Annotated in this window: 19 protein-coding genes; 18 read left to right on the forward strand and 1 reads right to left on the reverse strand. The window is 42.3% G+C overall.

What is annotated here, in order from left to right:
- The first annotated feature begins 23 nt into the window (after window positions 1–23).
- The 18 genes from JXA84_03980 to JXA84_04065 all read left to right on the forward strand — a co-directional run bounded on the left by JXA84_03980 (window position 24) and on the right by JXA84_04065 (window position 24,434).
- Complete coding sequence (locus JXA84_03980; GenBank protein MBN1150366.1) at window positions 24–1,616, forward strand: bifunctional metallophosphatase/5'-nucleotidase; 1,593 nt, start codon at window positions 24–26, stop codon at window positions 1,614–1,616.
- The gene (locus JXA84_03985; GenBank protein MBN1150367.1) at window positions 1,616–2,302 is read left to right on the forward strand and encodes a gamma-glutamyl-gamma-aminobutyrate hydrolase family protein; all 687 of its coding nucleotides are present in this window, start codon (window positions 1,616–1,618) and stop codon (window positions 2,300–2,302) included. Before JXA84_03980 ends, JXA84_03985 begins: the two co-directional genes overlap by 1 nt.
- 8 nt (window positions 2,303–2,310) lie before the next feature.
- Window positions 2,311–2,805, forward strand: coding sequence for a flavodoxin family protein (locus JXA84_03990; GenBank protein ID MBN1150368.1), 495 nt, complete (start codon window positions 2,311–2,313; stop codon window positions 2,803–2,805).
- 2 nt (window positions 2,806–2,807) lie between these two features.
- Window positions 2,808–3,722, forward strand: coding sequence for a hypothetical protein (locus tag JXA84_03995; GenBank protein MBN1150369.1), 915 nt, complete (start codon window positions 2,808–2,810; stop codon window positions 3,720–3,722).
- Complete coding sequence (locus tag JXA84_04000) at window positions 3,722–6,916, forward strand: UvrD-helicase domain-containing protein (GenBank protein ID MBN1150370.1); 3,195 nt, start codon at window positions 3,722–3,724, stop codon at window positions 6,914–6,916. The genes JXA84_03995 and JXA84_04000 overlap by 1 nt, the downstream gene beginning before the upstream one ends.
- On the forward strand, window positions 6,903–9,782 hold the full coding sequence (locus JXA84_04005) for a PD-(D/E)XK nuclease family protein (GenBank protein ID MBN1150371.1): 2,880 nt from the start codon (window positions 6,903–6,905) through the stop codon (window positions 9,780–9,782). The genes JXA84_04000 and JXA84_04005 overlap by 14 nt, the downstream gene beginning before the upstream one ends.
- A 36-nt stretch (window positions 9,783–9,818) precedes the next feature.
- Window positions 9,819–11,231 carry a PqqD family peptide modification chaperone gene (locus JXA84_04010; protein MBN1150372.1) on the forward strand — a complete coding sequence of 471 codons (1,413 nt, stop codon included), beginning with the start codon at window positions 9,819–9,821 and terminating at the stop codon, window positions 11,229–11,231.
- Complete coding sequence (locus JXA84_04015; GenBank protein ID MBN1150373.1) at window positions 11,221–12,279, forward strand: radical SAM protein; 1,059 nt, start codon at window positions 11,221–11,223, stop codon at window positions 12,277–12,279. The genes JXA84_04010 and JXA84_04015 overlap by 11 nt, the downstream gene beginning before the upstream one ends.
- A complete protein-coding gene (locus JXA84_04020) occupies window positions 12,276–13,148 on the forward strand; it encodes a signal peptidase I (protein ID MBN1150374.1) in 873 nt (290 codons plus the stop codon). The genes JXA84_04015 and JXA84_04020 overlap by 4 nt, the downstream gene beginning before the upstream one ends.
- Before the next feature lie 19 nt (window positions 13,149–13,167).
- Window positions 13,168–13,464: a hypothetical protein gene (locus tag JXA84_04025; GenBank protein MBN1150375.1), complete on the forward strand. Its 297-nt coding sequence runs from the start codon at window positions 13,168–13,170 to the stop codon at window positions 13,462–13,464.
- A gap of 104 nt (window positions 13,465–13,568) precedes the next feature.
- Complete coding sequence (locus tag JXA84_04030; GenBank protein MBN1150376.1) at window positions 13,569–14,303, forward strand: hypothetical protein; 735 nt, start codon at window positions 13,569–13,571, stop codon at window positions 14,301–14,303.
- 190 nt (window positions 14,304–14,493) lie between these two features.
- A complete protein-coding gene (locus JXA84_04035) occupies window positions 14,494–14,784 on the forward strand; it encodes a hypothetical protein (GenBank protein ID MBN1150377.1) in 291 nt (96 codons plus the stop codon).
- Between the two features lie 344 nt (window positions 14,785–15,128).
- Window positions 15,129–15,599: a DUF402 domain-containing protein gene (locus JXA84_04040; GenBank protein MBN1150378.1), complete on the forward strand. Its 471-nt coding sequence runs from the start codon at window positions 15,129–15,131 to the stop codon at window positions 15,597–15,599.
- Window positions 15,571–16,254, forward strand: a complete 684-nt coding sequence (locus JXA84_04045) for an endonuclease V (protein ID MBN1150379.1) — start codon at window positions 15,571–15,573, stop codon at window positions 16,252–16,254. Before JXA84_04040 ends, JXA84_04045 begins: the two co-directional genes overlap by 29 nt.
- Window positions 16,244–19,612: a tetratricopeptide repeat protein gene (locus JXA84_04050; GenBank protein ID MBN1150380.1), complete on the forward strand. Its 3,369-nt coding sequence runs from the start codon at window positions 16,244–16,246 to the stop codon at window positions 19,610–19,612. The genes JXA84_04045 and JXA84_04050 overlap by 11 nt, the downstream gene beginning before the upstream one ends.
- Before the next feature lie 16 nt (window positions 19,613–19,628).
- The gene (locus JXA84_04055; GenBank protein MBN1150381.1) at window positions 19,629–21,353 is read left to right on the forward strand and encodes a metallophosphoesterase; all 1,725 of its coding nucleotides are present in this window, start codon (window positions 19,629–19,631) and stop codon (window positions 21,351–21,353) included.
- 2 nt (window positions 21,354–21,355) lie between these two features.
- Window positions 21,356–23,725: a TonB-dependent receptor gene (locus JXA84_04060; protein MBN1150382.1), complete on the forward strand. Its 2,370-nt coding sequence runs from the start codon at window positions 21,356–21,358 to the stop codon at window positions 23,723–23,725.
- The gene (locus JXA84_04065) at window positions 23,715–24,434 is read left to right on the forward strand and encodes a DNA alkylation repair protein (protein MBN1150383.1); all 720 of its coding nucleotides are present in this window, start codon (window positions 23,715–23,717) and stop codon (window positions 24,432–24,434) included. The genes JXA84_04060 and JXA84_04065 overlap by 11 nt, the downstream gene beginning before the upstream one ends.
- 23 nt (window positions 24,435–24,457) lie before the next feature.
- Here the strand turns inward: JXA84_04065 and JXA84_04070 are convergent, their stop codons facing one another.
- The gene (locus tag JXA84_04070; protein MBN1150384.1) at window positions 24,458–25,723 is read right to left on the reverse strand and encodes a T9SS type A sorting domain-containing protein; all 1,266 of its coding nucleotides are present in this window, start codon (window positions 25,721–25,723) and stop codon (window positions 24,458–24,460) included.
- Window positions 25,724–25,752: the final 29 nt, after the last annotated feature.

Here is a 25,752-nt window from a genome sequence, read left to right on the forward strand (position 1 = left end):
GATTCAATAGAAGGTTGAAGACGATGAAAAAAATAATTTTTCTGATGGCTTTATCCGCCTCGCTGCAGGCGGAAACTATTAGGGTTGCGATCGCCGCGACTTCGGATCTTCAGAGCGTTTTGGTGCCGTACGAGTTGAAAATCGGAGACTCTGTTTTCACGGTCGGAGGATTCAGCAGGATATCTTCCTTTAAAAATAACCTCGAAAGCGATACTGCCCTCGACGGGGTCTTTCTCGTATCTTCGGGGGATGACTTCATCAACCCCATTTATTCGGTTTTTTCCGGGCAACCTGAAGTCAGAGGCATGAACTTAGCCCGTTATGACGTCTATTGTCCGGGAAACCACGAATTCGACAACGGAACAAAGATGTTTTCAAACGCCATTTCAGAAGCCGAATTTGAAATAGTCTGTGCCAACATCACCTTTTCAGACAGCGCGCTAAACGAAATTGTCAAAGACTATTCCACGTTTGAAATCGAGGGAGTGAAAATTGGATTTTTCGGTTTGATGACCCCGGATTTTTTTAAATTGACTAATCCCGGAGATTCACAGGTTTTCATGACCGAAGATATTTTTAAAGTCGCCGAGAGGGCGGTTGTCGAATTGGAATCTCTGGGATGCGGCGCGGTCATAGGTGTGACGCACACCGGTTTCAGGATTGACAGTTTGCTGGCTGAAAATGTCGAGGGCATCGACCTTATTATCGGAGGACACGACCACACCCAGTATTATGAGTACGTCAACGGAGTCGCTCTCGTCCAGAACGGTGCTGGTTCGCAGACGATCGGAACCCTGTTTCTGACTTTCGAGGATGATTCTCTGAAGGTTATAGACTTTTGTTCGCGATACCTCGATTCGACAGTCGGTGAAGACGAGTTTGTCAGGGAAGAGATGGACGAATACTATGAAAAATACCAGGAAAGCCTTTCGGAGAAAATTGGCGTTTCTTTGACTTCTTTCGACACGAGAAAAGAAGTCGTGCGAGGAAAAGAGTCCAGTATCGGCGATCTGATATGCGACTCGTGGCTCTATTGGTTGGATGAAACCGATATCGCATTTATAAACGGCGGCTCTATAAGAGGAGACAGGGAGTTTCCGCCCGGAGACATAACCTACGGAACAATAGCTGAACTTCTGCCGTTCAGAAACGAAATAATTGAATTGAAAATGACTGGCAGCCAGATCAAGAGCGTTCTTGAGGTTTCAGCCTCGGGTCAGCTCGGGGCTCCCAACAACTGTCCGGATTCCATGAGAGCTTCATACGGAGGCTTTCTGCAGGTCGGTGGCATAAGATTTGTCATCGACACTTCCAAAGTTTCTTTCTGCGGCGTTTATTCGGGAAGAAACTTGATCGAAATCGTCGAACCCGGCGAGCGAATAAGCGAGGTGGAGGTTTTCGAAGACGGGAAATGGCTGGAACTCGAGTTGGACGGTCAATACACCGTCATAGTCAGCGACTGGATAGCCGGGGGTGGAGACGGGCATTATGTTTTTTTGGACTCCTCGTTGGAGAGGGAATCGACTTCTATATACGCTCCTGATCCGTTGTTGAACTTCATCCTGGAAAAAGGTGAAATCGAATTTTTTCCGGATGGAAGGATAAAAGTCAAGTAATGACGCATAAGGCTCTTGTCGTAGATTTAAGCTTTGATCAGGATTTTTACGATATGTTCAAAAAAGAACTCGAAGGTTTTGTGCAACCCGTATACGTCAACGGTTTTGAGATGAAATATCCTTCTTCAGATAAATTCTCGCTCATCGTCTTTTCCGGTTCCCAGCACTCTATCGAAAACGATTTCAAATGGCTCGATTACGCTATGGAATACTATCTTAAATGCTTTGAAAATTCCGTGCCGGTACTCGGTATCTGTTTCGGGCATCAACTCATCTCCAGAGCGCACGCCGGAAAAGACGCCGTAGGCAAGGTTAAAGTCCCTGAAATGGGATTTGTTGAAATTTCACAATCCAGAGATTGCAAAGTGTTCGAAGGTCTTGAAAATCCTTTTAGAGCCATAGGAGCTCATTATGACGAGGTAAAAACTCTGCCAAAAGGGTTTAGGATTATAGCCGAAAACCAAAACTGTCATGTTCAGGCCATGATAAACGAGTCCAAATGTGTACTGGGACTTCAGTTTCACCCCGAGATTGACGGAAAGACAGCAAAAAAATTGTTCGAGAAAGAAGTTGATAAAATGAGAACTTACGGCGTCGATCTCAATAAAATAATCGCCGATACGCCTGACGGCAGATTCGGAGCAGAAAGAATTTTCGAAAATTTCCTTCAATATTTTGTAATGTGAGGTCTATTATGAAATCAATAGTGGTATTCTACTCGCTCGAAGGAAACACCGAATTCCTCGCGGCGGAAATAGCTAAAAAAACAGGTTCCGATATCCTGAGATTGATACAGAAAAGGGATTACAACCCCAGGGGAGCCCAGAAATACATCCGGGGAGGGAAAGCTGTCATGATGAAGGAGAAGCCGGAGCTCGAACCTTATTCTTTTCGTCAGGAAGATTACGGTTTGTTGTTTTTGGGAACGCCGGTATGGGCGGGTTCTTTTGCTCCAGCTCTCAGAACATTTTTAAAACAAAACGTTTTCAACGATAAAATGTTCGCTCTTTTCTGCTGTCACGGCGGGGGAAAGAGAAAAGTTTTTGAAAACCTGGAGAAGATGCTCGAAGGCAACAAAGTTATCGGTAAAATTGATTTTTTGGAACCTTTGAAAAAAGACAGAGAATTATCAATTCAAAAAGCTGTTGATTGGGCGCAAGAAATGTCCTTGAAAGCGGGTGGGAATTGAAAATGTTTATTTTTCAAATTTTTGCCGTTTTGCCCATGGTTTTGTCAGGAGCCGATTTCTCCGGACGCTGGCAGACGACATACGGCGTCATGATCTTGGAACAGGAAGGGCAAAAGGTGACTGGCGGTTATTTCTTCAACGGATACTGCCCCATAGAAGGAGAGGTGAATTCCTGGGGCAGGCTCGTTTTCAGGTACAACGAGCCGACAACATCCGGCGAAGGCTGGTTTGAGCTCTCTTCGGACGGGGATTCTTTTACCGGAAAGTGGAGAGAAGATGGAAAATCTCTTTGGTATGATTGGAATGGCTGCAGAAACGGGCTGTCTCTCGACACTTCGAAGATCTGGCTCGTAGTCCTCGAGGCTGAATGGCAGGAAACTCTCGACGAAAACGACTATTCTTTCGGCGAGATGCTCGAGGCTTTTTTCTCCCGCCTTCCAGACATCGAAGTCAGGCAGAGGTATGTCCACGATAAAGACGACCTGAGAAATTTCTGCGCTGAAACAGCTGGTCTTGACGGAAGAGTCTGCCTTTTGTTCGCGACGCATGGCGAGAAAGACGGCCTCGTCCTCAGGGATGGAATAGCGGGAGCGGAGGATATAGTGAGAGTTTTGGAACCTTGCGGCAATTTAGTTCTCGTCCATTTCAGCTCTTGCAACATAATGTCGGGTGAAGCGCCGGACAGAATAATAAATTCCCGTGACGACTGGCCCGAAGGTTTTGTCGTATCGGGCTACCTCAACCCAGTGGATTGGGCAGGCAGCGCCGTTTTCGAATTTTTCTACCTGAATTTGATTTTTGAGCAGGGCCTGACGCCGAGGGAAGCCGCAAAGACCGCCGAGTATCTCTTCAGATTTTCCGGTGAAGAAACCATAGACGGAATCGACGGACTGGGTTTTGAGTGGAAAGAGCCCTGATGGGGCACAATATCAACCTGAAGATTTACGAAGCTTCCGCGGGTTCCGGAAAGACGACGAAATTAGCCTCTGAATACATCACGCAGTTGTTCAAATCATTCAAGCCTTTGTTCAGAGACAACAGCCCTGATAAGACCTACACCGACAAAAACCTCGAAGAGTTCAGAAAAACCCTGAGTTCAATATTGGCGGTGACTTTCACGAATTTGGCTTCCGAGCAGATGGGGGAGAGAATTCTCGACTATCTCTATAAATTCCGCGAAATTGAAAACTACAAAACCGATGTAGTAGAAAAGGTTTTTCGGGAAGTCTCGGATAAATCCGGGGTAAGACCTGAAGACATAAAAAAATGGTCCTCATTTTTTCTCGATTTCATAATTACCTGTTATTCGGATTTCAAAGCGACCACAATAGATTCTTTCTCCGCCACACTTGTTAAAGTCCTCTCGCCCGAGATAGATGGAATCACTCCAGATTTTAAAATCAGAGAGAGCTTTGGAGAAAACTTAAAAGAGTTGATTCGCCGTTTTCTTGAAGACAAAGTCCGGGAAGACTGGCCAGAAGTCGAATTATCCCTGATAAACCTTTCCGAGATAGAGAGCAAGAACAATTATAACTACGACAATTTGCTGACGGATAAAATCTACCAAATATTTGAAAAATTCAAAGACTTAAAAAAAATTGATGTCACAGAGTTGAACAAAGATTTGGATATGTTTTCAGAAGAAATCCAGAAAACTTCAGAACCACTTTTTGGATTCATTGAAAAGAACTCTGGCGGAATTAATAAGAAAAAAATCAGCGAAAATATTCTTGAAAAATTGGGAGAACTCGGAAAAGCTAAAAAAAGAGAATTAAAATCAAAAGTACCTTTTTTTGCAGAAAAGACCATTTGCCGTGACAATTCACAGGATTTATTAAACACCGGTTATAAAAATTTAGACTCTGAGTTTGAAGAATATTTAAAAGCTTTCAGATTTGCGGTTGGAAAGTTCGTCTTCTGCTTAAACAAACTCAAAATAGCCCATTTTGCCAATTTAACTGTAGAGTTTTCGGAGGTTTTTGACAGCAGAAAAAAAGACGTTGTGTATCTCTATGAAATATCGAATATTTTAAAAGAGAAACTGAACGTCGAATCGATGCCGTATTTATACTTAAAACTTTCCGAAAAATATTTGCGCTTTCTCATCGACGAATTTCAGGACACGAGTTCAAGACAACTGGATGTTCTCGTTCCCATAGCTTCAAACGCTATTCTATCCGAGAAGGACCAGAGCTCACTTTTCATAGTCGGAGACCAGAAGCAGGCCATATATTTCTGGCGCGGCGTCCAAATGGGGATGATGGACGAAGACAAAATTGTAAACGATTTTGAGCTAAAAGACGCCTTGGGCAAAAACAGGGGAAGTATAAAGAACAGCCTCGAATGCAATTTCCGCAGCGATAGAACGCTGGTCGAATTTTTCAACGATTTTTGGAAAAAGGAAAACATGGAAGGTTTGGACTCATACGCTTTGGAAAAAACTTTCGAAAAAAGCTTTGCGGATGTCAATCAAAAACCCGCGCGTCGAGACATGGTAAGCGGGTATGTAGAGATAAAAAAAATTGACGCACCAGACAAGGAGACGATATTCGAGGAAATTTTTATGACGGTGGAAAAGATAAAGGCGAAAGGATGGCGAGACGGAGACATAGCGATTCTTTTGAGAAACAAGAGCTATATAAAGGATTTGTTTGATTTTTTGACGAAAAAAGGGCTTGAATGCATAACAGACGAATCAACGTATCTTTTGAGTTCACCTCTCGTGGCGGAGATTATTTCCTTTATGAAATTTTTGGATTTTCCGCCGGACGACCTCAGTTTTATTGAATTTGCCCGTAGCAACCTGCTGAAAAAAGCCGCTGAATCTGTGAACCTTGATTACAAATATGAAGATTCCGTATATTTTAAAGCCGAGGGAAGTTTCTACACGATTTTCAGGGAGAAATATTTCCAGGTCTGGAAAATATTCGTCGAGCCCTTTTTCAATTCTGTGGGGTTCATGACAGCCTATGACGTTTATGAAGACATCATCTATAAGTTCAAGGTAGAGGAAAACTTTCCCGGAAGCTCTTTTTTTACAATTAAATTGGGGGAGATCCTACACGACCTTGAAGTGTCAAACAAAACTTCGATATCTTCTTTTTTGTCTTTTATCTATGAAAACGGAGATAGCGAAGCCGACTTTAAAATCGACATTCCGAAAGATGAGGACAAAATTAAAATATCGACTATACACAGTTCCAAAGGGCTGGAATTCGAAAATGTAATTCTGGATGTCTCTGAAAAGCTGGTCAAAAGATTTGATGCAATCTACTCAACTGGAGGGCATCTTATTAAAATTCCCAAGGAAGAAGCCAAAGTAGATGTTTGTATGTTCAAAACTTACATTGAAGAGACTCGAAAAGGCAATACAGGCGAATTGAATTTGCTGTATGTGGCTATGACGAGAGCCAAACACGGATTGTTCATGATCGGCGATAAAACAACAAAAAATGCCGAAAAAAAAATACCCGGAAAATTGATGAAATTTCAAGATATTGTATTTGCTAACAGATCAATCAAATTCGAAAATGACGTCTACTCATCCGGAGAGATGAGCTTCAAAATTGAAAAGGATGAGAACAAAGAAAGCGTGGAGCTGACAAACGTGCCAAAGAGAAAAAGTGTAAACGAAATCAAGGACGCCTACCTTGTCTATGAATCAGGCAAAGCTAAGAGCGCCAGCCAGAAAAGAGGAGATGCTATCCACAACGCGCTTTCTCTTCTGGGGGTGTACAAAGATAAAAACGATTTTAAAAACGCCCTTTCGGAGGCTCTCGATTTGAATCTCCTGTCTGAAGAGGAGAGAAGACTCTTAGAAGATTTTTTTCTCGAAGAGAGTGTTGTAAAGTATTACGTCGGAGATTTTCCGGCTTTGAACGAAGCAGAATTCATTTCGGGTAGCGGCGATATAATGAGGCCCGACAGGATAGCCAAGATGAGGGATTGTGTTTGGATAATAGACTACAAGACGGGAAAAGAGTACGAGTCAGAACACAGAAAACAGCTTGAGAAATACCGCGAAAACCTGAAAAAAGTTTACGCCGGATTAGAAATCAAGGCATGCCTTTTATACCTCGATAAAAAAGAAATGGTCTATGTCGAAAGTTGAAATTATCGATTTCGGAAAGAGTTTAATCGATCGAACGGCGGAAATCGCAATCGAAAACGATTTAAAAAATATTTTCATTTTGTATCCGTCAAAGAGGTTTGAAGTCTTTCTAAAAGAAGAGTTCAAAAAAAGGTTGAAAACCGTCCGTTTTCTGCCGAGGATGGACACGATAGACGAATTTGTGATGAGGCTCTACCAAATGAACCAGCCGGGCTTCAAAATCGCCTCTGAAATCGAAACTTCTTTTGTGCTATGGAAAACGCTCAAAGAAATTTCGCCGGATGGAATGTATTTGGGGAAAAAAGAGATTTCGAATTTCGTATCCTTTTATCCATGGGCTTTGAAACTGAAAAAATCTGTCGAGCAGATCCTCGTGGAGTCGGAAAATTTACCTGATCAAAACGCCGTCTATGAAAAATTCGTAGAGATGGGCGAATATTTCAGGGAATACAGGGATTTTATAGCGAATTTGCCCCTTGTTGTAAACGCTTACGTCCAAGCGCACAACGAAATGAAGCTGTTCACGAGGGGTGTAGCTTACAGGGGTTTAACCGGAGAGAAGTGTCTTGATGTCTTGAAAGCTTGGGATTTGAAAAGTTTCGTGTTTTCAGGCTTCAACGCCTTGAATTTCGCTGAAAAACTCCTTGTAGAAAACATTTTAAAAAATTTTGAGAATTCGATTTTTCTCGTCAGATATCAAAAACCGGATAAAACCGAGTCCCTATCTCCCTTCAGGACAATTTCCGAGACAGTCCGGAGTTTGAAGGGGGGGTTTAGAGCCGATGTCGGAAAGTCAGAGGTTTTCAGATATTCTGACATAGTGGATAAAACCGAGGTCTATTCTTCTTCTAACGTGGAGCACGAGATGATTCTCATGCATGACGTCCTTTTGGATTATCTCCAGACTAACAAGAGTTCACGTAGGATAGGCGTTTTGCTTCCGGAACCTTCTTCTCTTATACCTTTTGTCGAAAACGTATTGACCCGCGTCGACCCTGAAAACGCGGACATGAAATTCAACATAACACTCGATTATCCTTTCCAGAGGACTCCGCTATTCCAGCTCCTGGACTCAATTCTTTTAATATCACAAAGTGTCGAAAATGGATTTATACCGACATCTTTATACCTCGAGATGATAAGGCATCCTTATATAAAATTAGCCCAAAAATCAGAAAACACTGATTCTCAAAGGATACAGATACACAGGTTTGAGAGCCATGTGATAGACCTGAACGTCCTGGAACTCGAGCTTGGAGAAGACGGTGATTTTTTGAACATTAAAAATTTCAGCCAGAACTACGAGTATCTCAGGGGCATAAACCGCAGGTTTCTTCCGGGAAAAAACGAGAGTGTTTCCGATCTTTGCAGGCGTTTGTTGGATTGCCTACTCTTCATAAACCAGAGCCGCAATTCATACCTGTTCTTCAGAGATTTTTTGAATTCAGCCCAAATAATTCTCGACGAGGTCTTGGAATTCATTGAAAAACAACCCGATTTAGCGCATTTCAAAGATCCGCATAAAAACGCCGATTTCATTAGATATCAGCTCTTGAACATACCCGTTCAATTCACAGGCACTCCGCTTGAGGGCATCCAGGTAATGGGGGCTCTGGAGTTCAGGAACCTCGATTTCGACGCCGTCTTTATTGCTGACTGCGTCGAAGGAATCATGCCTGACTCTTCGAAATACGACCCGGTACTACCCGGAGATATCAAAGAGATTTTCAAGCTTAGGTCGTATGGTGAATGGGAGAGCATATACGCTTCGAATTTGTTTTCAATTCTGCTTTCCAGTAAAACGGTGAAAATTTTTTACCCTGAGAAAATGAGGGAGCAGAGAACAAAAAGGAGCAGGTTTATAGAGAAAATTTGTTTCAGCGACAAAAGGAGAGCGAAGCCAATCGTGAAAAAGATGAACTTTTCGATATCGAAAACCGAAAAGATTCTTGAGGTCGAAAAGACAAAAGAAATCAAAGAAAAAATACTCCAAAGAGGGTTTTCTCCAAGCGCGTTTGAAGACTATATATCCTGCCCGATAAAATTTTATTTCAAGAGAATCCTGAATCTTGAAGAGAGGCAGACGCTGGAAGAAGAACCCGACGCCGCTGGAATAGGGACGATTGTCCACGAATCCTTAAGGGAATTCTACCAAGAAAGAAAAAACGTCAAAACACCGGAAGACATAACCGAGATACTGAAAAAAAACTTTATGGAACAAAACATTGAAGTTGAAAGCGGGTTGGGAAAAATAAAATTCTGGGGAGTTGATAGAAACCTGAAAAAATTTTTAAGCTGGGACATGGAGAATCAGAACAGAGAAGAAATTGAAATTTTACAACTTGAAAAAGAGATAAAAGCGGATTTTGAATTTGAAGAGCAGACGGTTTCATTCAAGGGAAAAGTCGACCGAGTTGAAAAGGTAAAAGACGAATTGTTTATCTGCGACTACAAGACGAAAGAGAAAATTGTAAAATTGTTCCTCAAAAATTATTTGGAATTTGATGTCCCCCGACTAAAAGAGATCACAGACCCTTGTCAATACAGAAAACATTTCAGAAATTTGTCCAATATGTGTAAATGTCATCAGGTAATGATTTATATCGAGATGTGGTCAAAGAATGAAAGTGAGCAAAAGGGAGAGCTAAACGGCAAATACTATTTTCTGAAAGAAAAAGACAAGGATGTCCAGAAAATTGTCTTGGAGAAAAGTAAAATTGAGTATCGTGAAAAATATTTGGAGATATTCAAAAGCTTCATGGATGATTTGCTTTTTGGCGACAAGTTTATAACGGTTCCCCATAAAGATGTTTGCATGTATTGCCCGTTTGAAAATCTCTGTCAAGTCGAAATAAGTCAAAATTAGGTTTAAAAAAACAACCACAACTTGTAAAATGCTAAAATGTCTTCAGAATATTACGTTTCCAATAAGTCTATTTCGGTCAGGCTTTTAGGCGAAAGCGACGCCCAGCTTTTTCAGCCTGACACAGGCTCTAAAATATATCTCAATCAGACCGGGCTTTTCATTTGGAAGTTACTCGACGGCGGTAATTCAAGGGTTGAAATTGTCAACGCTGTTCAGAATGAATTTGACGCTCCCGACAGCAAGGAACTCGACTCCGATATAGGGCAATTTCTGAGCGGTCTCGAAGAAAAGGGGTATGCCCATTCACGGAATTTTCTTAGAAGAGAACCCAGAAGCACCTATTTCATTCATGAAAATGAAGCGCCCAGGTCAATTGACATATCTGTTACGAAAAATTGCAACCTGAACTGCAAGTATTGTTTTTATCGCGAAGAGATGAAAAATAGGGAAGACCTGCCCCTTTCGGAATGGGAGAAGTTTTTGGAGGAGCTTAAAAGCCTTGCGGTCGAAGAAGTCGTGCTGAGTGGTGGAGAGGTTTTTTGCAGAAAAGATCTCTGGGATTTCATCGATTTGATCGTGGAAAGCAACCTCAGGTATTCGTTTCTTTCAAACGGAACGTTGTTCGACGATTCTGTTCTCAGCGAGCTCGAGAAGGATGGGCGTAAAAAGAGGCTATCGAGCATACAAATCTCAATAGACGGTTCAAAGGCGGAAGTTCACGATATGTCGAGAGGGAAAGGAAGTTTTGAAAAGGCTGTAAGGGGTCTGAAAAACGCCATGGGTGCCGGATTAAACGTCACGGTGAGGTTGACGGTAAACAGACACAACCTCGGCGACCTCGAAGAAGCCGCGAAATTCCTGCTGGTCGATATCGGACTTCCATCTTTCAGCACCAACGACGCGATTCCTCTCGGGGCGGCGTGCTGGAACAAAGACACGATAACACTCGATCCTTTAATGCAGTTTGAGGCGATGAAAACCCTCGGAAAACTTCAAAAACAATATGACAACAGAATCACGGCGATGGCAGGGCCTTTGGCGAAATGGCATCTTTACCGAAAGATGGAGAGGATGAAAAGGCAAGGCGAAAAACCAGAGCCCTGGATGGGATATTTGACGGGATGCGGATGTCCTTTCAGCAAATTGGCAGTTCACCACGACGGTGTATTTATTCCATGCAATATGCTCTCGAAAATTGAACTTGGCCAGATGAACAAAGATTCTCTGAAAGATGTTTGGATCAACAGCCCTATTTTGAAGAGGATGAGGGAGAGGCGAAGAGTGCCTATGAAAGAAGTCCCGGGCTGTGAAAACTGCGAGTACAATTTGTATTGCAACGGCAGCTGTCCAGCTTTGGCCGGAGTGACTGCTGAAAATTTTATCCTTCCAAACCTCTTCGACTGTTACAAGAAATTCAAAGAAGATACAGGCCGGAATCTTGACGAATAAGTTTTACCCTCTTAAAACGATCTACATGTATCTGATGGGCAGCTGCAACCTAAAATGCAGACATTGCTGGATTGACCCGGATTTTGTGGATGTCCCGCAGAAATACTTGACTTGGACTGAAATTAAGAGGATCTACCAGGAAGCAAAAATAATAGGCCTGTCTTCAGTTAAATTGACCGGGGGGGAACCTTTCCTTCATCCTGAAATTCTCCAGATAATAACTGGAATAAAAGAACTCGGACTTGGTTTGACCATAGAGACAAACGGTACTTTGTTGGATGATGAGAGAGTGCATGCGCTGAAAAAACACGCGAATTTCGTCGCCATTTCCATAGACGGCGCTGAACCCAACAGTCATGAAGACCTTAGGGGTGTCGAAGGCTCTTTTGACGCAGTCTTAAAAGGCGCGGGACTGCTAAAAAAAGAAGGCTTGGGGTTTCAAGTCATATTTTCTCTCTACAGGAAAAATCTCCGGGATCTTTTTTTGATGCCCAGCTTTGTCGAAGGAATAGGAGGCGCAAGCCTCAAGGTAAATCCGATCAACGTCGTAGCGAGATCTGAAAAAATGGAAAGAGACGGAGAACTGTTTTCTGTAGAAGAAATTTTAGAAATAAAAAATGATTTTGACCGTATATCAAAAAAATCAAAACTGACGATAACATTCGATGTGCCTGCCGCTTTTCATAGTCTTGAGCACATTTCGAAACAGGGATTTGGAACGTGCGGAATCCTGACTATTTTGGGGATACTCAGCGACGGAACGGCGAGTATCTGCGGCATAGGATCGGTTAAAAAAGAACTCGATTTCGGAAATTGCCTCGACCGAGGAATTGAGAATATATGGCGTGAAAATGACACTCTGAATATGCTCAGAGAGAATATACCTCATAACCTGCAGGGTGTATGCATGAGGTGTGTCCACAAGCATTACTGCCTGGGCAAGTGCGTAGCGGAAACATACGCCAGAACGGGCAGTTTTTTGTCAGGTTATTATTTCTGCCAGATAGCTCAGGAAAAAGGACTTTTCCCCCCTACGCGACTTTTATGAAAGACAAGCCATCATCGGATATAGCGGTTTTTGTGCTATCGGGAGAAAGTATGAAACCGCTTATGAAGACCGGCGATGTTTTCATGGCTTCAAAAGTTTTTCCGGAGAAATTGAAATACGGCGACATAGTCGTCTTTGAAAAAAATGGAAAACTCGTATCTCACTCAATCATCAAAGTGAAAAGAGAAGGAACGGATATCAAAGTCTTGACAAAGGGTTTGAACAGAAACGAGGACGACGGATGGACAGATGGGGATGTTTTGAAATTCGAAGTCGAAGCCCTGAAAAAGGGGAAACATTTTTTGGGTTTAAACCGGACAAAAAAGACATTTTATTGTGCGTTGGCGCCGTTGAGGAAAAAAATCCGCAACTGTCTTTTTGAGTTTTCTGTTAAAATTTCGCCACTGTTTCGATTTATGATGAAAAAAGGGCTGATAAAGGTAAAAAAAATTATGTCTCAAGACGAAGAATTAGTGGTATTATGGGACAGAAGTGTTTTGAAAAGAAGGGGCGATAATAGAGAAATACACCCCTTTTTTAGAAAAGGCGCGGTGAAAGAAGAGGATTTAATGGAGTCTGCAGAAAAACAAGGCAAGACAGGTAACGTTTATATGAACCCTGATCTGGTTTTCAGAATTGAGGGAGACGAGGGTCTTGTATATAATGTGAAAACAGGTGATTTTAGAATAATAAACGAGACGGGTTGCGCGATTTTAAAACTCGCCAACGGAAACTTCGACAAGAAAGGAATAATAGACCTTATACTTGAAGAATACGAATCAAAGGACCAAGAAGAGATGATGGTAAAAGAGGTGGGTGAATTTATTGACGATTTATCAAAACGAGATATAATAAGATTGATTGATTGATTAATTAATTGGGGGAAATATGAAAAAGAAATACATAAAACCTTCTATTTTAGATTTTAAACCAAGGGTTGCCCAGGGAAATCTTTTTTCGGGAACCAACACCAGCAGCCCGGAAGGCGGCTGTACAGCTGGTTCAGCGGCTGATTATTGCAATTATGGACAAATGGCGACCGGTTTTTCTGATTGCGCCAACGGTTCTGGCGCTATGGACTGCACGCAGGGCGCTTTGGCGAGTGGAAATCTATGCGCCACGGGCACGAACGCGACAGGAGGCGGAGGAGGATTTTGCGCTTCAGGGTCAAGCCCTCTCGCTTGATGTGAAGGTTTAAAAAAGCTAATTGCTTGAATGAATTAAAGATCAAAATAGGTTCCATATCTCTGAAATTACGGTCAAAAGAGCGTATCGGCTTTTTTTCTGATTTGTTTGAATACTTTAAGACAAAAGATGAATGTCTATATGACACTGAGATCGTTTTTTGGGATTGTGAAGACATCCTCGACTGCATAAAGAAGAAAATTTTTTGGGTGAAAGACAACATAAAATCCGCCAGAAATACTATTCACATGATTTCTTCTTTCGGATTTAAGACAATTGTTGACGAAGACCAGGGCAAGATATTTATTTTTTCCCCCCAGGAATACAAAGCCAAGGCTTTGAGGGTTTCTGTGGGCTTTTTTTGCTGGAAAATGTTTCCCAAAGACAAATATCTTTTTTTTCATGCCGCGTCCTGTAAGTTCTCAGAAAACAGCTATCTCTTTCCGGCGAACAGCGGCAAAGGCAAGACCACTTTGAGTGAAAACGCAATAAAATGCGGCGAGGTATTCAACGACGAGTTTTCTCTCGTCGAGATTACCACAGACGGATATGTTCTTCATGGCACACCTTTCGGGCAGGTGACGAGCGGACCGATTTTGGGTCAACTAAAAAAAATATTCTTTCTCGAAAAAAGCGAAAAAAACGACTTCAAGAGGATTACGCCCGTCGAATCAATGAAAATTGCTTGGGAGGACAACCTATACAGAACAGGGATAACCAATTCCGAAGAGAGAAAATTGGTGTTCAACGAAATTTTGGATATTTTCGAAAATATTCCATGTTTTGAGATGAATGTGAGAAAAGATTTCAACGATTTTAAACTACTCGAGAATTTATAGATCCCTTTTCTAAATAAAATGTTAAAATGACAGAAAACATTGGAATATAGAGCTGTTTTGGTATTTTTGAATCTTTTCTAAAACTCCGATTTTATAAATAGATAATTAGAGATATTTGCAGTGAATTGTTAATAAAAATATTACTTGTTAATTTCCAAAAAAATCAATAAAATGTCAAAAAGGCTGTTTTATGGGGAAAAAGAAGTATATTAAACCTCAAATAAGGTGTTTTGAAGCAATCACGGCATATTCACAGCTTTTTTCGAATGAATCACCTGAAGGGGTTTGCACCATAGGCACCGTTGCAAACGCCTGTCAGGAAGGGGGAAGTGCGTCCGGAGGTCCAGGACAGTGCCTTTCCGGCTCGACTGCCAATTTTGACTGCCTCACTGGGAGTTATGCGCAGGGTTCGGTATGCTCCAACGGAGACCACGCGGCAAATCAAGGCGGACAATGTAAAGTGGGTATGAGTCCAAAATAAGCAGTGGACGAAGGGTTTCGGGAGTTTTGCTTCTGATGAAAAAAATCAAAAGCAGATGGCAAAATGAGTGGACAGCTAAAAGATCTGTTTTAAGATGGATTTCAAAACATAATTTTCCCATAATAGGCGATTGAGGTCGCGTGTTCAAAACCAGCAGGCAGAGAAAAAATATTTTTTAATGATGCATAAAGTTAGAAATAGGCAAATCGCGAAAAATTTCGGGAATTTTTTACTATCTTGGATTGTCGGTGTCCTAATAAAATCGTTATAAAGATTCATTTCTGGAGACAGTTCTTTTCAGGACACTGCTGATTTTGTATTTTTATCATAGGGGGGATTTTGTTTTGAAGAGTATTATCGAGAGGAAGATAAAATTGTCTGGTGAAACAGAAGATTTCCAGTGTGAAATCATAGAAATTTTTCCTGATAAAGCAATACTTAAATACACAATTGAAAAGGAAACCTCAGTGGCTGGTCTCGTGCTGAGCCCGGGTGATGTAACCCGAGCTTATTACAGCGAGAAAGAACCTTATGTACTATACAGGTGGTTTTCCAAAAAATCTGTTTTTATGGGGGACTATTTCAACATAGCAGATAGCGTGAAAATTTCAGGTGATTGTGTGAGGTGGAGAGATCTTGAGATAGACCTGCTGTTTCTCCAAAACGGGACGCACTTAGTTTTGGATGAGGACAAGTTGCCTGAAAATATTTCACTTGAACTCAAAAAGTATATAGACAACGCTGTGGATTTCATCGTAAGAAACTATGAATCAATCGTAGGGGAATTTGACGGAATTAGACTATTCAGACCTTAAAAGGATACAGGAAAGGCTTGTTTCACGGGTCAAGATCAAGCCTTTGAAAAGCGGAATTAGATATGTCGCAGGTCTTGACTGCGCCGTGACGAAAGACAAAATTGTCGGCGAAGCCGTTCTTATGAGTTATCCCGAACTTCAAATGGAGGAGGAAAAATTCAGCTTCAGAGAGCTCAGTTTTCCCTATGTCCCGGGTTTTCTCTCGTTCAGAGAAATGCCGGCTCTCATTTCTGCCTACCTCAAACTGTCGAGAAAACCAGATATGATTATTGTCGACGGGCAGGGAATTCTTCATCCCCGCGGTATGGGTCTGGCAAGCCATTTGGGTGTAATACTCAACAAACCTTCAATAGGCTGTGCGAAGAGTCTTTTGTGCGGGGAATATGAAGAACCTTCTTTTAGAAGAGGATCTAAAAGCCCGGTGTTTTTGAATGAAAAGATTATGGGTTATGCCCTGAGGACGAGAGACGGGGTCAAGCCCGTCATTGTATCTCCCGGACATCTCATTACTCCACTGCAGGCGCAAAAACTTGTCCTAGAAATGTCTTTTTTCAGGCTTCCGGAACCCGTCAGGCTGGCCGACAAGTATTCAAGGGAGAATAAAAAGTATTCTTCGCAGAATAGTAAGGTTTTGGTCGAAAATAATGATTTTTGAAAAAATTGACGGATTGATTGGAAAATTATCTGAGTCTGACGCACGGTCGAAGGAAAAGCAATTCCGCCTTGTAGCTGGAGACAGGAGAGACGTAGCTGTTTTATTCGCCGATATACACGGTTTCACATCAATTTCGGAAAAACTCGACCCGGAGAAAGTCAAAATTTTGGCTGATAAACTAATGCAGATTCTGTCTTTCTGCGTCAAAAATTACGGGGGCTTCGTCGATAAATACGAAGGTGACAGAATCATGGCGCTGTTCGGCGCAAAAAAAGCTAGCGACAAAGACGCGGAAAAAGCAGTCAGAGCAGCTATCGATATGATAGAAAAAATCACTCTTTTGGCAAAAATATTCAAGGAGGACGAGGAATTTAAAGAATTCGACCTTTCGATGAGAATAGGAATAAACTACGGACTTGTGACGACAGGAAGAATTGGAGAAAAAAGAGAAGGGGATTTCACCGTGTACGGCGACACGGTCAACATAGCTTCGAGGCTGGAGGAAAAGTCTCCGTTAAATTCGATTTTGGTTTCATCGTCGGTCAGGGAATCCCTAAAACAGATCTTTGAATTTGACCCGTTTGGAGATCTCGAACTCAAGGGGAAAATCCAGAAGGTAGAGGCTTGGATTGCCAAAAAATACAAAACGAAGAAAACATTGATGGCCGATGACGACAGTCTGTTTTTAGGAAGAGAAAACGAAATAACAGAGACAACCAGAATAATCAATTCGGCGCTCAACAGAGCAGTATCTACAAAGGACGCCAATTATTTGAGCCTCGGTTTCATAACCGGAGAGCCGGGGATAGGGAAAACGAGACTATTAGGGGAAATTTTAAAGTTGTTCCAGGGCAGGGCAGAGTTTTTTTGGGGGAGTTGTGATTCACTGAAGGTATCGAGATTCGGAGTGATAGAGGAAATGGTTAAAGAGCGGCTCGGCGTGGCGAGAGAAGATGAAAAGAATGCGATCGTCTCAAAAATATCCCAATGGGCGTTCTCAAACAAAGCGGGTGAGGATCTTAGAAACAATTTGATTGATTTGTACGCGTGCGCAGGCAATCCTTACAACTCGGAGGGAAGAGATGAAAGCAGGTTTGTTTTCGCAAGGCAGGTTTTTATCGAATTTTTCAAAACAATCGGGTCAAAAGCCTCGGAAAATTCGAAACCAGTAATAATAGCTATAGATGATTTTCAAGAAGCGGATGAAATTGAAGTATCCTTTCTCGAGTGTTTTCTGGAAGCTTTAAGACATAAAGATGAAAAATTGGTTTTCTCTACCTTCGTTATCCTTATTGCTTCGAGAAAAGACATCGAAACTGATTTTGGAGCTTCGGGGATTTTGCAAAACAGAATTCGACTATTGCCTCTTTCATCAGAAAACTCAATGAAATTACTCGATGGTGTACTGCGCGATGAAAACATTGAGGAGCGCCTGAAATCCTTCATCATCGAGAGAGCGCAGGGTAACCCTCTTTTTATTACAGAGCTGAGCAAAATAGCCAAAAAAAGAGGAGGAGAGAACCTGTCTGTTAGCGATATCCCTTCTTCCATGAAGTCTCTTATGCTTTCAAGGCTCGATTGTTTAGATGAAAATTTAAAAGAACCTCTGAAAATCCTCACGGTTTCAGGTGAAAAGATAGAAATAGACATATCTGAATACGTTCTTCGCAGATTTGAAATAGACCCGGAATTCTTGATTTCTCGACTCGAGAGTGAAAAGGTCATTTATGAGTATGAAAAAGAAATTTATCGATTCTCGAGTTTATTTTTCAGGGAAATTATCTACGAGACTTTTTTGGTCGAAAACAGAAGAATAGTCCACGCTGAATACGCAAAAGCTTTGGAAGACAAAAGAAAACATTCAATCGATAACTACATATCCGAAATCTGCGGGCACTATTTGGAGACGGATGACGATGAGAAAATAATCGAATACTTGGAAAAAAATGGAAAGCTGCTTAAAGAAAGGTTCGACAACAAAAGCGCCCTTGAGATTTTTTTAAAACTTGATAGCATGCTTTCGAAAAAGTATTTAGAAAACGCATCGTCTGCATTCGCTTACGCAGAATGCCTTTTGAATATGTCTGAAATTTTAAACATTGCCGGAGATTGGGAGTTATCGGAAAAGAAAACAATTCTCTCATTGAGTATAATTGGAGAAAAAAACCTGGAAAGTCTCAAGGGACGGGCCTTTTTATGCCTTGCGAGAGCATACCTGAATTTAAACAGGTTAAAAGACGCAGAACATGCAGTTGAGAGATCTTTGGCCTATTCTAAAAAATTAAAGAACACCAGCGTAATGATCTCTTCGATGATGCTGAAAGGAGAACTGTATATTTTGTTTTCGGATTATAAGTCCGCCGCGAAATGTTTCAAGAGCATTGAAAAGAAATCAAAGACCGCCGGCGACGAAAAAGGACTTATGATGTCTTTCTTCAATTTAGCGCATGTTTACATCAAAAAGAGCAAGTTTAAAAAATCGCTCGAGTACAATTTGATGGCTTTGAAAATTGCCGAAGACATTTCGGACAAATTGAGCATAGTGAGAATTCTCAACAACATAGGTATCGGTTACAGAAATATCGGGGAATTTGACAAAGCATTTAGAGCTTATCAAAAGAGCTTGAAACTCGCCGTGGAAATGGGCAGTAAAAAAAATATCGCTACAGCCTATGGAAATTTATCCATTCTCTACATGCAAAAAGGCGAGATGAACGAATACGTGAGATTTTTAAGAAAGCATTTTTTGTTGAATTTTGAATTGAATGATAAAATGGGGATGGCTTATTCGTTGGCAAATTTCGGAAATTACCACAATTATTCAGGCAACCTGCGGGAAGCTGAACTCAGTTACAAAAAAGGTCTTTCTATAGCTAAGATTTTCAAAAACAAAGTTCTCGCAATGAACCTCGCTTACAACCTATCTACTGTCTATATGGCTCAAAAAGACAACAGCAAAGCACTTAAATTCTCGGAGATTTCTTACAAAACAGCAGACGAAATAGGAAACTTCAACTGGAAATTTCTAACGAGAGCCATAGGGTTGAGGATAGAATTCAACGCGGCAAAAAGTCTGGTGGAAAAAAATACAGTTTTGAAAAAAACCGAAGAAATGCTCAAAGATTACAAAACAAAAGATACAAGGGCTGAAATATTATACCGAATCTGGGAATTCACTATGGAATATTCGGAGTTGGCGGCAAAGAGAAGACAAATAATAGAAACATACAGAAATGAAGCGATCAAGCTCTTCGCGGAATTGCTTAAGAAAGAAAAAAAGAGCGATTATTCAGATAAACTTGAAAACCTGACAAACGGCTTTATAACAAAAAGAGGGAGCAGATTCAGTATTCATTGAAAGGAAAAAATCGATTATGTTTAGATCAAGCGCGTTGATTTTTTTGACGTTGAACCTGCAGGGTTTGTTTTCTTCGGAGTTGAGGTTTGCTGTATTGGGAGACAGAACAGGCGGTCATGTGGAAGGAGTTTTCGAGAAGGCGCTTCTTAAAGCCGATATGCTCGACCCTGAAATCATGATCTGTGTGGGAGATATAATTGAAGGCTACAGCGAAGACGAAGGAGAAATAAGATCGGAGTGGGAAGAGATATTGCCTTACATAAGAGGGATTTCCTGCCCTTTTTATTTCACTCCGGGTAACCACGATATTTCAAATGAGATTCAAGCTGAAATTTACAGAGAATTGATAGGAGAACAGGATTATTCTTTCGACAGAAACGGCTATCATTTCGTCATCCTCGACAATTCGCGCATAGAATATCCGACCGATTTTACATCGAAACAGATGGAGTGGCTCGAGAAGGATCTCAAGAAAAGTAGGGATGCCGAGGCGATTTTTGTCTTCTACCATAAACCTTTTTGGTTTGAGTCGATTCTGAGAGGCGAAGTAGACCCTCTGCATGAACTTTTTGTAGAATACGGGGTTGACGCGGTCTTCACAGGTCATTACCACTTTTATTTCACCGCTGAAATTGACGGAATAAAATACACCGGTGTCGGAAGCTCCGGCGCCGAATCCCACCTCGGAATTTTAGGACCCAATTTTCATTTTCTTCTCGTAAGCGCTAAAGAAGATTCGATAAATATTTCCGTGATAGAACTTGAGGGAGTGCATTCCTGGGACGAGATAAAAATGGAGGACATTCAAACAGCCGATAGGGCTATGGAAAACGGCATCGAGATAATTCGACCGGCAAGGGTTGATGAAGATCTAAAAGTCTTTGAACAGATGGTAGGTGTTGTCGTAAGAAATTATTCAGAAGATGTCAAGATAGAAGATGTTCTGAAAATAGATTTACCCCATGGGTGGTCGTCTTCGGCGGATGAAATACCGATTTCTCTTATGCCGGGCGATTCAACCGTGTTTGAAGTTGCCTTAAATTCAACTGGGAGCCTATACCCTCTTCCTGTTTTTAGTTTAAATTATCCTGTACGAGACGGCGTGGTTTTTCAACTGCGCCGAACCTTGAGAATTCAAAGAAGCGCTGTTTCCTCCCCTGCTTTTCAGACGGCGAAAATAGACGGTGATATTGACGAGTCATTTTGGAAATGTCCCCAGCGGAATTTTTTTTCTTCGGGTGGTGTTGTTTCTGAAACTGATTACACAGAGTTTTATTTCGCCTACGACTCCGACAATTTGTATTTGGCCGCCAAATGCGTTTTTGAGGATTCGAGTGAAATAAAAGCGGAAGAAAAGGAAAGAGACGGACAAATATTTTCAGAAGATTGTGTCGGTTATTTTTTTGTTCTTAATCCCGGAGGGGGGGAAATATATCAAGTCTATTTCAATCCTCTCGGGACAATATACGACGCTGTCTTGAAAAGGGATTGGTCTGGTTCTTTCCAAGGGGACGAAGAGAGGGATTTCGAAATAGAAAGTTATGTCAAAATTACCGAGAACTGCTGGACTTTAGAGGCGAAATTGCCTCTTGAGCAATTTGAAAAAATATCCTTTTCTCCCGGAGACAGCATATTGCTGAATTTCAGGAGAAAACAACCGTCAAAGACTGCAAACGCGGATTGGTTGACGCCGATTGAGTTCGACCCGTCGACTTTTGGAGTCTTGTTTTTCGGGAGTTGAACATGCGTAAAAAAATAGCTATAATTATTCTGACGATGATCTCCTTTTCATCTTTTATCGTAGCCCATACGGTAACGGGTAAAGTAACTGACATGGACACACACCAGCCTGTGATTGGAGCGAATATAGCGGTTTTTGACCTCGACGGAAATCTGATTGCCGGTGTCCTGGCCGGTAACGACGGAGCATTTTCGATCGAGAATCTTCCCGCTGGCAGTTATAACCTGAGAGCTATGAGGTTGGGATACAAGACACAGGTAAAAAACAGGGTGACGGTTCGACCAAACATACCGACGTATGTTGATTTTGAACTTGAAGAAGAACTCCTGCAGATGGAGGGCATCACCGTCAGGCCAAAATATTTCGAAAAACCCGAAGACGCTGTCGTGTCGACAAGAAGCATGGATTTTGAAGAAATAATTTCACAGCCTGGCGGTGTATATGACGTACAAAGAGCAGTTCAAGCACTGCCTGCAGTGGTCTCGGGTTCGGACCAGAACAACGAAATCATTGTTCGAGGAGGAAACTACGGAGAAAACCTTTTTCTGATTGACAACATGGAGATGCTCAACCCCAACCATTTCGGGTGGCAGGGAACAGGCGGAGGGCCTGTGAGCGTAATCAATACTGATTTTATCAGGAGCATAGACTTCATGGCAGGCGCATTTCCAGCCAGATACGGCGACAAGGCGTCGAGTGTTTTGGACATCACTTTAAGGGAAGGCGTTCGGGACAGGATTCATTACAAATTCGATCTGAGCATGGCGGGAGCGGGAGGAACCTTGGAAGGACCTCTTGGAAAGGGAAGTTTTTTAATATCGGCCCACAGAAGTTTTTTGTCTCTCGTGGCGTCGAGTTTCGGACTGACTGCCGTCCCTCATTACTACAACATCCATTTCAAAGCTGTTTACGATCTTTCTCACACACGTAAATTCTCGTTGTTGGGAATTTACGGCAAAGACTGGATAACAATCGAGAGTTCAGAGGAAGAAGACGAAGAAATCTACGACGACATAAAAAAAATTGAAGCCAAATCCGATCAGTACACAGTGGGTGCGAGTATAAAATCCCTTTATTCAATGGGATACTACAACATTACACTTTCAAGGACATACAGCACCTGGAACCATGACATCATCGACACTCTGGACATGAGATACCTTTTCAACGATTCGGACGAGGGGGAGAATACAGCGAAAATTGACTTCAACATAAATTTCGCAAGACACACAAAACTGACAATGGGTCTTTTTGCCAAAAATGTATCGTTTCATTACGAGACTTGGGCGAGACCTGACACTCTTTTCATTTACGACTCCTCCGGAAACATAGTCGACACCACAGACTACATTACCGTTATAGACGTCGACGAAGAAGCCGATTCGTGGAAATACGGGGGTTACGCCCAATTAAGACACGACGCGGGAACTTTTCTGACACTAAACCTGGGGTTGAGATACGACAAATTCGACTACACTGGATTTGATTGCCTTTCACCAAGGGTGTCTCTATCGGTTCATTTGACTGGAAACACCGACCTCAATGCGGCTTACGGAGTGCATTTTCAATCTCCTCAGTGGTTTGAACTCGCTTTTGATCCCGAAAACCACTACTTAAAGAGCAAGTACACCGAACAGGTTATATTAGGTGTCGAGCATTTGTTCGCTGACGACATCAAGGCGACCCTTGAGGTTTACTACAAACGATACAGAGACGTCCCTATCGACAGGGCTTCGACCACTTCCGATCCCAACGACTGGGATGAGGTTTTTGTAAACGAGGGCGATGGCTTCGCCAAGGGCATCGAGTTTTTTCTGCAGAAAAAGGTGATGAAAAATTTCTGGGGAACGCTGAGTTATTCCTACTCTGTGGCTAAAGCTTTCGACCCGAGAAACGAGCAGAATGAATACAGTTGGGATTTCGACTACGGAAACGTTTTTACACTGATAGCAGGATACAGAAAAGAGTATTTTAAAGACGCATGGTATCAGTCCTTTTCAAAATCACTTGTTTATAAATTCATTTCGTTTCTGCCGTTTGTGCCTTCCGACGCGTCGGAATACACAATAAAATACAGATACCTCGGAGGCAAACCTTACACGCCTGTGACCTATCATCCGGAGTGGAGGAGGTGGGTCGCCGATCCGGACCAGGCTTACAATTCCGATAGAACAAAACCCTACCAGAGGTTCGACGTGATGTTCTCCAACAGATGGTATTTCAAATCCTGGAACATGGTGTATTATCTCGAAGTGGAGAACCTCTTCAACCACCCCAACGTATGGGAATACTACTATTGTGAAGACGGCGAGGTCGAAACCGTCTATCAGATGGGCAGAATGATAGTAGGAGGGGTGATATTTGAGTTCTGACAAAAGCTCCTACAAGAAGATTTCTCTCGATCTGAAAAAAGCGAAAAATCGTGAAAAAGCTTTTATCCTCCAGAAATTTTTCAAGACCGGCAGAGGCGAATACGGCGAAGGTGATGTCTTCTACGGGATTACAGTTCCGTACCTGAGAAAATTATCTGCAAGATTCGCAGGAGCGGATTTTTTCGTTCTCGAAAAATTGCTCGAATCTGAAATTCACGAGGAAAGAACGCTCGCTTTGTTCATACTCATCAGAAAATTCGAAAATGGGAACGAAAGCGACAGAAAAGCGGTATTCAAAATTTATTTCAAGAAGAAAAAACGCGTGAATAACTGGGACCTTGTTGATTTGTCGGCCCCGAAAATCGTCGGAGCGTATCTTGAGGACAAAGACAGATCTCTGCTTTACAAACTGGCGGCCTCGAAAAACCTCTGGGAGAGAAGAATCGCCGTTATATCCACCTACACTTTCATTAAAAAAGGTGATTTCAAAGACGCGTTGAACCTGTCGGAAATCCTACTTGACGAAAAACATGACCTCATCCACAAAGCGACAGGATGGATGCTCAGGGAAATAGGAAAGAAAGACGAAAGCGTTTTGTTGAAATTTCTGGAAAAGCACTGCGCGAAAATGCCCAGAACCATGCTCAGGTATTCGATCGAAAAGCTGGACACTAAAAGAAGAAAATATTATCTCGGAAAAAAACAATAAAAAGGGGGCTTGCGCCCCCTTTTTTATTCGACAAAGATAAGTTTTACCTGACCTGAATTTTCACCGGCTGTAACTTTCACGAAATAAACTCCCCGGGTCAATTCTTGTCCCTGGTTGTCATTTCCGTTCCAGTGAACTGTCATCAGTCTGTCAGCGTCGTTCAGACCGAAGTTGAACTCGCGGACTGTTCTACCGGATACGTCGAATATCTCGACCTCTGAGAGAATCCCAGCCGGCGAGGTGAAAGAGATGAGAACATTCTTTACGAAAGGATTTGGAGAGGCAGTCAAAGCGACCCATGAAGAATTGACAGGTGGCTGCTCCGCCACAGCGTTCAGACCGTCGAGGAAGAAAACCATTATGGAGTCGAGAATGTCCGCTCTCGTCGAGGCATCTGCTGCGTCAGTGAGCATTCCGAGCTCGAAACTGGTTCCAACCGTCCTGTAAGTCGCGGTTTGATTCGCAACTCCGCAGTTGTAGTTGTCGTTTCCGTCGCTGAAAATCACAAATCCGGTACCGGTCGCGTTGATTTGGTCAATGTAGCTGTTTTCACCGGCATAGGCGAAATTCATGGAGTTGGTGAATGTTCCGGACGCGCCGACGACTGGTCCAAGATTCCCGGAACCGTCTGCTACCGCCTGGATTCCGAAAACCGGACCAAAATTGTGGCCGCCTCCGTAACTGGGGTCGTAAAACCACATGTCACCGCCTTCCATGTAGGCGCATCCCCCGTTGTTGATAAAATCTATTATCGAGGTAGCTATGGCTCCCCCCGATGATATTACGGTATTGTTTGGATAGACGCCAAGGCAAACAAAAATGGATTTGAAAAAAGATAAATCCGAAGGCAGTTGAATTGAATGTATTCCGGAGTAACCGATTGCGCTGAGAATACTGTCAATTTTGATTCCGGATCCGGCAGATGGATCGAGATTTAAAACGAGGTAACTGTATTTTCCGACGGTAAGGTCGAACGAGAAGGTGTCGCAGAAACCCGCGTCTGTTACAACAAGGTTGAAAGCGGCTTCATACCCTTCCGGTGTTGAAACGTCCACAGAAAGGTTGAATGGATCAGAGACGTTCGTCTTTGTGCTGTCTATCGACAACGGGCCGAACACTGCGCTGTTGTCGTTTATTGTTATGTTGGGATCAGAAGAAGATAAAACGGAAGTGATGTTCGTGAAATTTGTCCCTCCGACGTTTTTGATGGTCGCCAGAAGGTTAGCTGTTTCACCGGGGTCCAACCTGCCGTTGCTGTTACCGGCAGCGTCGTCGACAGTTGTACTCAATAAAACAAGATAAGGGGTTGACCCTGAAT

The organism is candidate division WOR-3 bacterium, from assembly GCA_016926475.1.
In the GTDB taxonomy this organism is placed as follows: Bacteria; SDB-A; SDB-A; order SDB-A; family SDB-A; genus JAFGIG01.

Coding starts and splice junctions, on each gene's coding strand:
- JXA84_03980 (MBN1150366.1), top strand. CDS start 24: ATGAAAAAAATAATTTTTCTGATGGCTTTATCCGCCTCGCTGCAGGCG.
- JXA84_03985 (MBN1150367.1), top strand. CDS start 1,616: ATGACGCATAAGGCTCTTGTCGTAGATTTAAGCTTTGATCAGGATTTT.
- JXA84_03990 (MBN1150368.1), top strand. CDS start 2,311: ATGAAATCAATAGTGGTATTCTACTCGCTCGAAGGAAACACCGAATTC.
- JXA84_03995 (MBN1150369.1), top strand. CDS start 2,808: ATGTTTATTTTTCAAATTTTTGCCGTTTTGCCCATGGTTTTGTCAGGA.
- JXA84_04000 (MBN1150370.1), top strand. CDS start 3,722: ATGGGGCACAATATCAACCTGAAGATTTACGAAGCTTCCGCGGGTTCC.
- JXA84_04005 (MBN1150371.1), top strand. CDS start 6,903: ATGTCGAAAGTTGAAATTATCGATTTCGGAAAGAGTTTAATCGATCGA.
- JXA84_04010 (MBN1150372.1), top strand. CDS start 9,819: ATGTCTTCAGAATATTACGTTTCCAATAAGTCTATTTCGGTCAGGCTT.
- JXA84_04020 (MBN1150374.1), top strand. CDS start 12,276: ATGAAAGACAAGCCATCATCGGATATAGCGGTTTTTGTGCTATCGGGA.
- JXA84_04025 (MBN1150375.1), top strand. CDS start 13,168: ATGAAAAAGAAATACATAAAACCTTCTATTTTAGATTTTAAACCAAGG.
- JXA84_04035 (MBN1150377.1), top strand. CDS start 14,494: ATGGGGAAAAAGAAGTATATTAAACCTCAAATAAGGTGTTTTGAAGCA.
- JXA84_04050 (MBN1150380.1), top strand. CDS start 16,244: ATGATTTTTGAAAAAATTGACGGATTGATTGGAAAATTATCTGAGTCT.
- JXA84_04055 (MBN1150381.1), top strand. CDS start 19,629: ATGTTTAGATCAAGCGCGTTGATTTTTTTGACGTTGAACCTGCAGGGT.
- JXA84_04060 (MBN1150382.1), top strand. CDS start 21,356: ATGCGTAAAAAAATAGCTATAATTATTCTGACGATGATCTCCTTTTCA.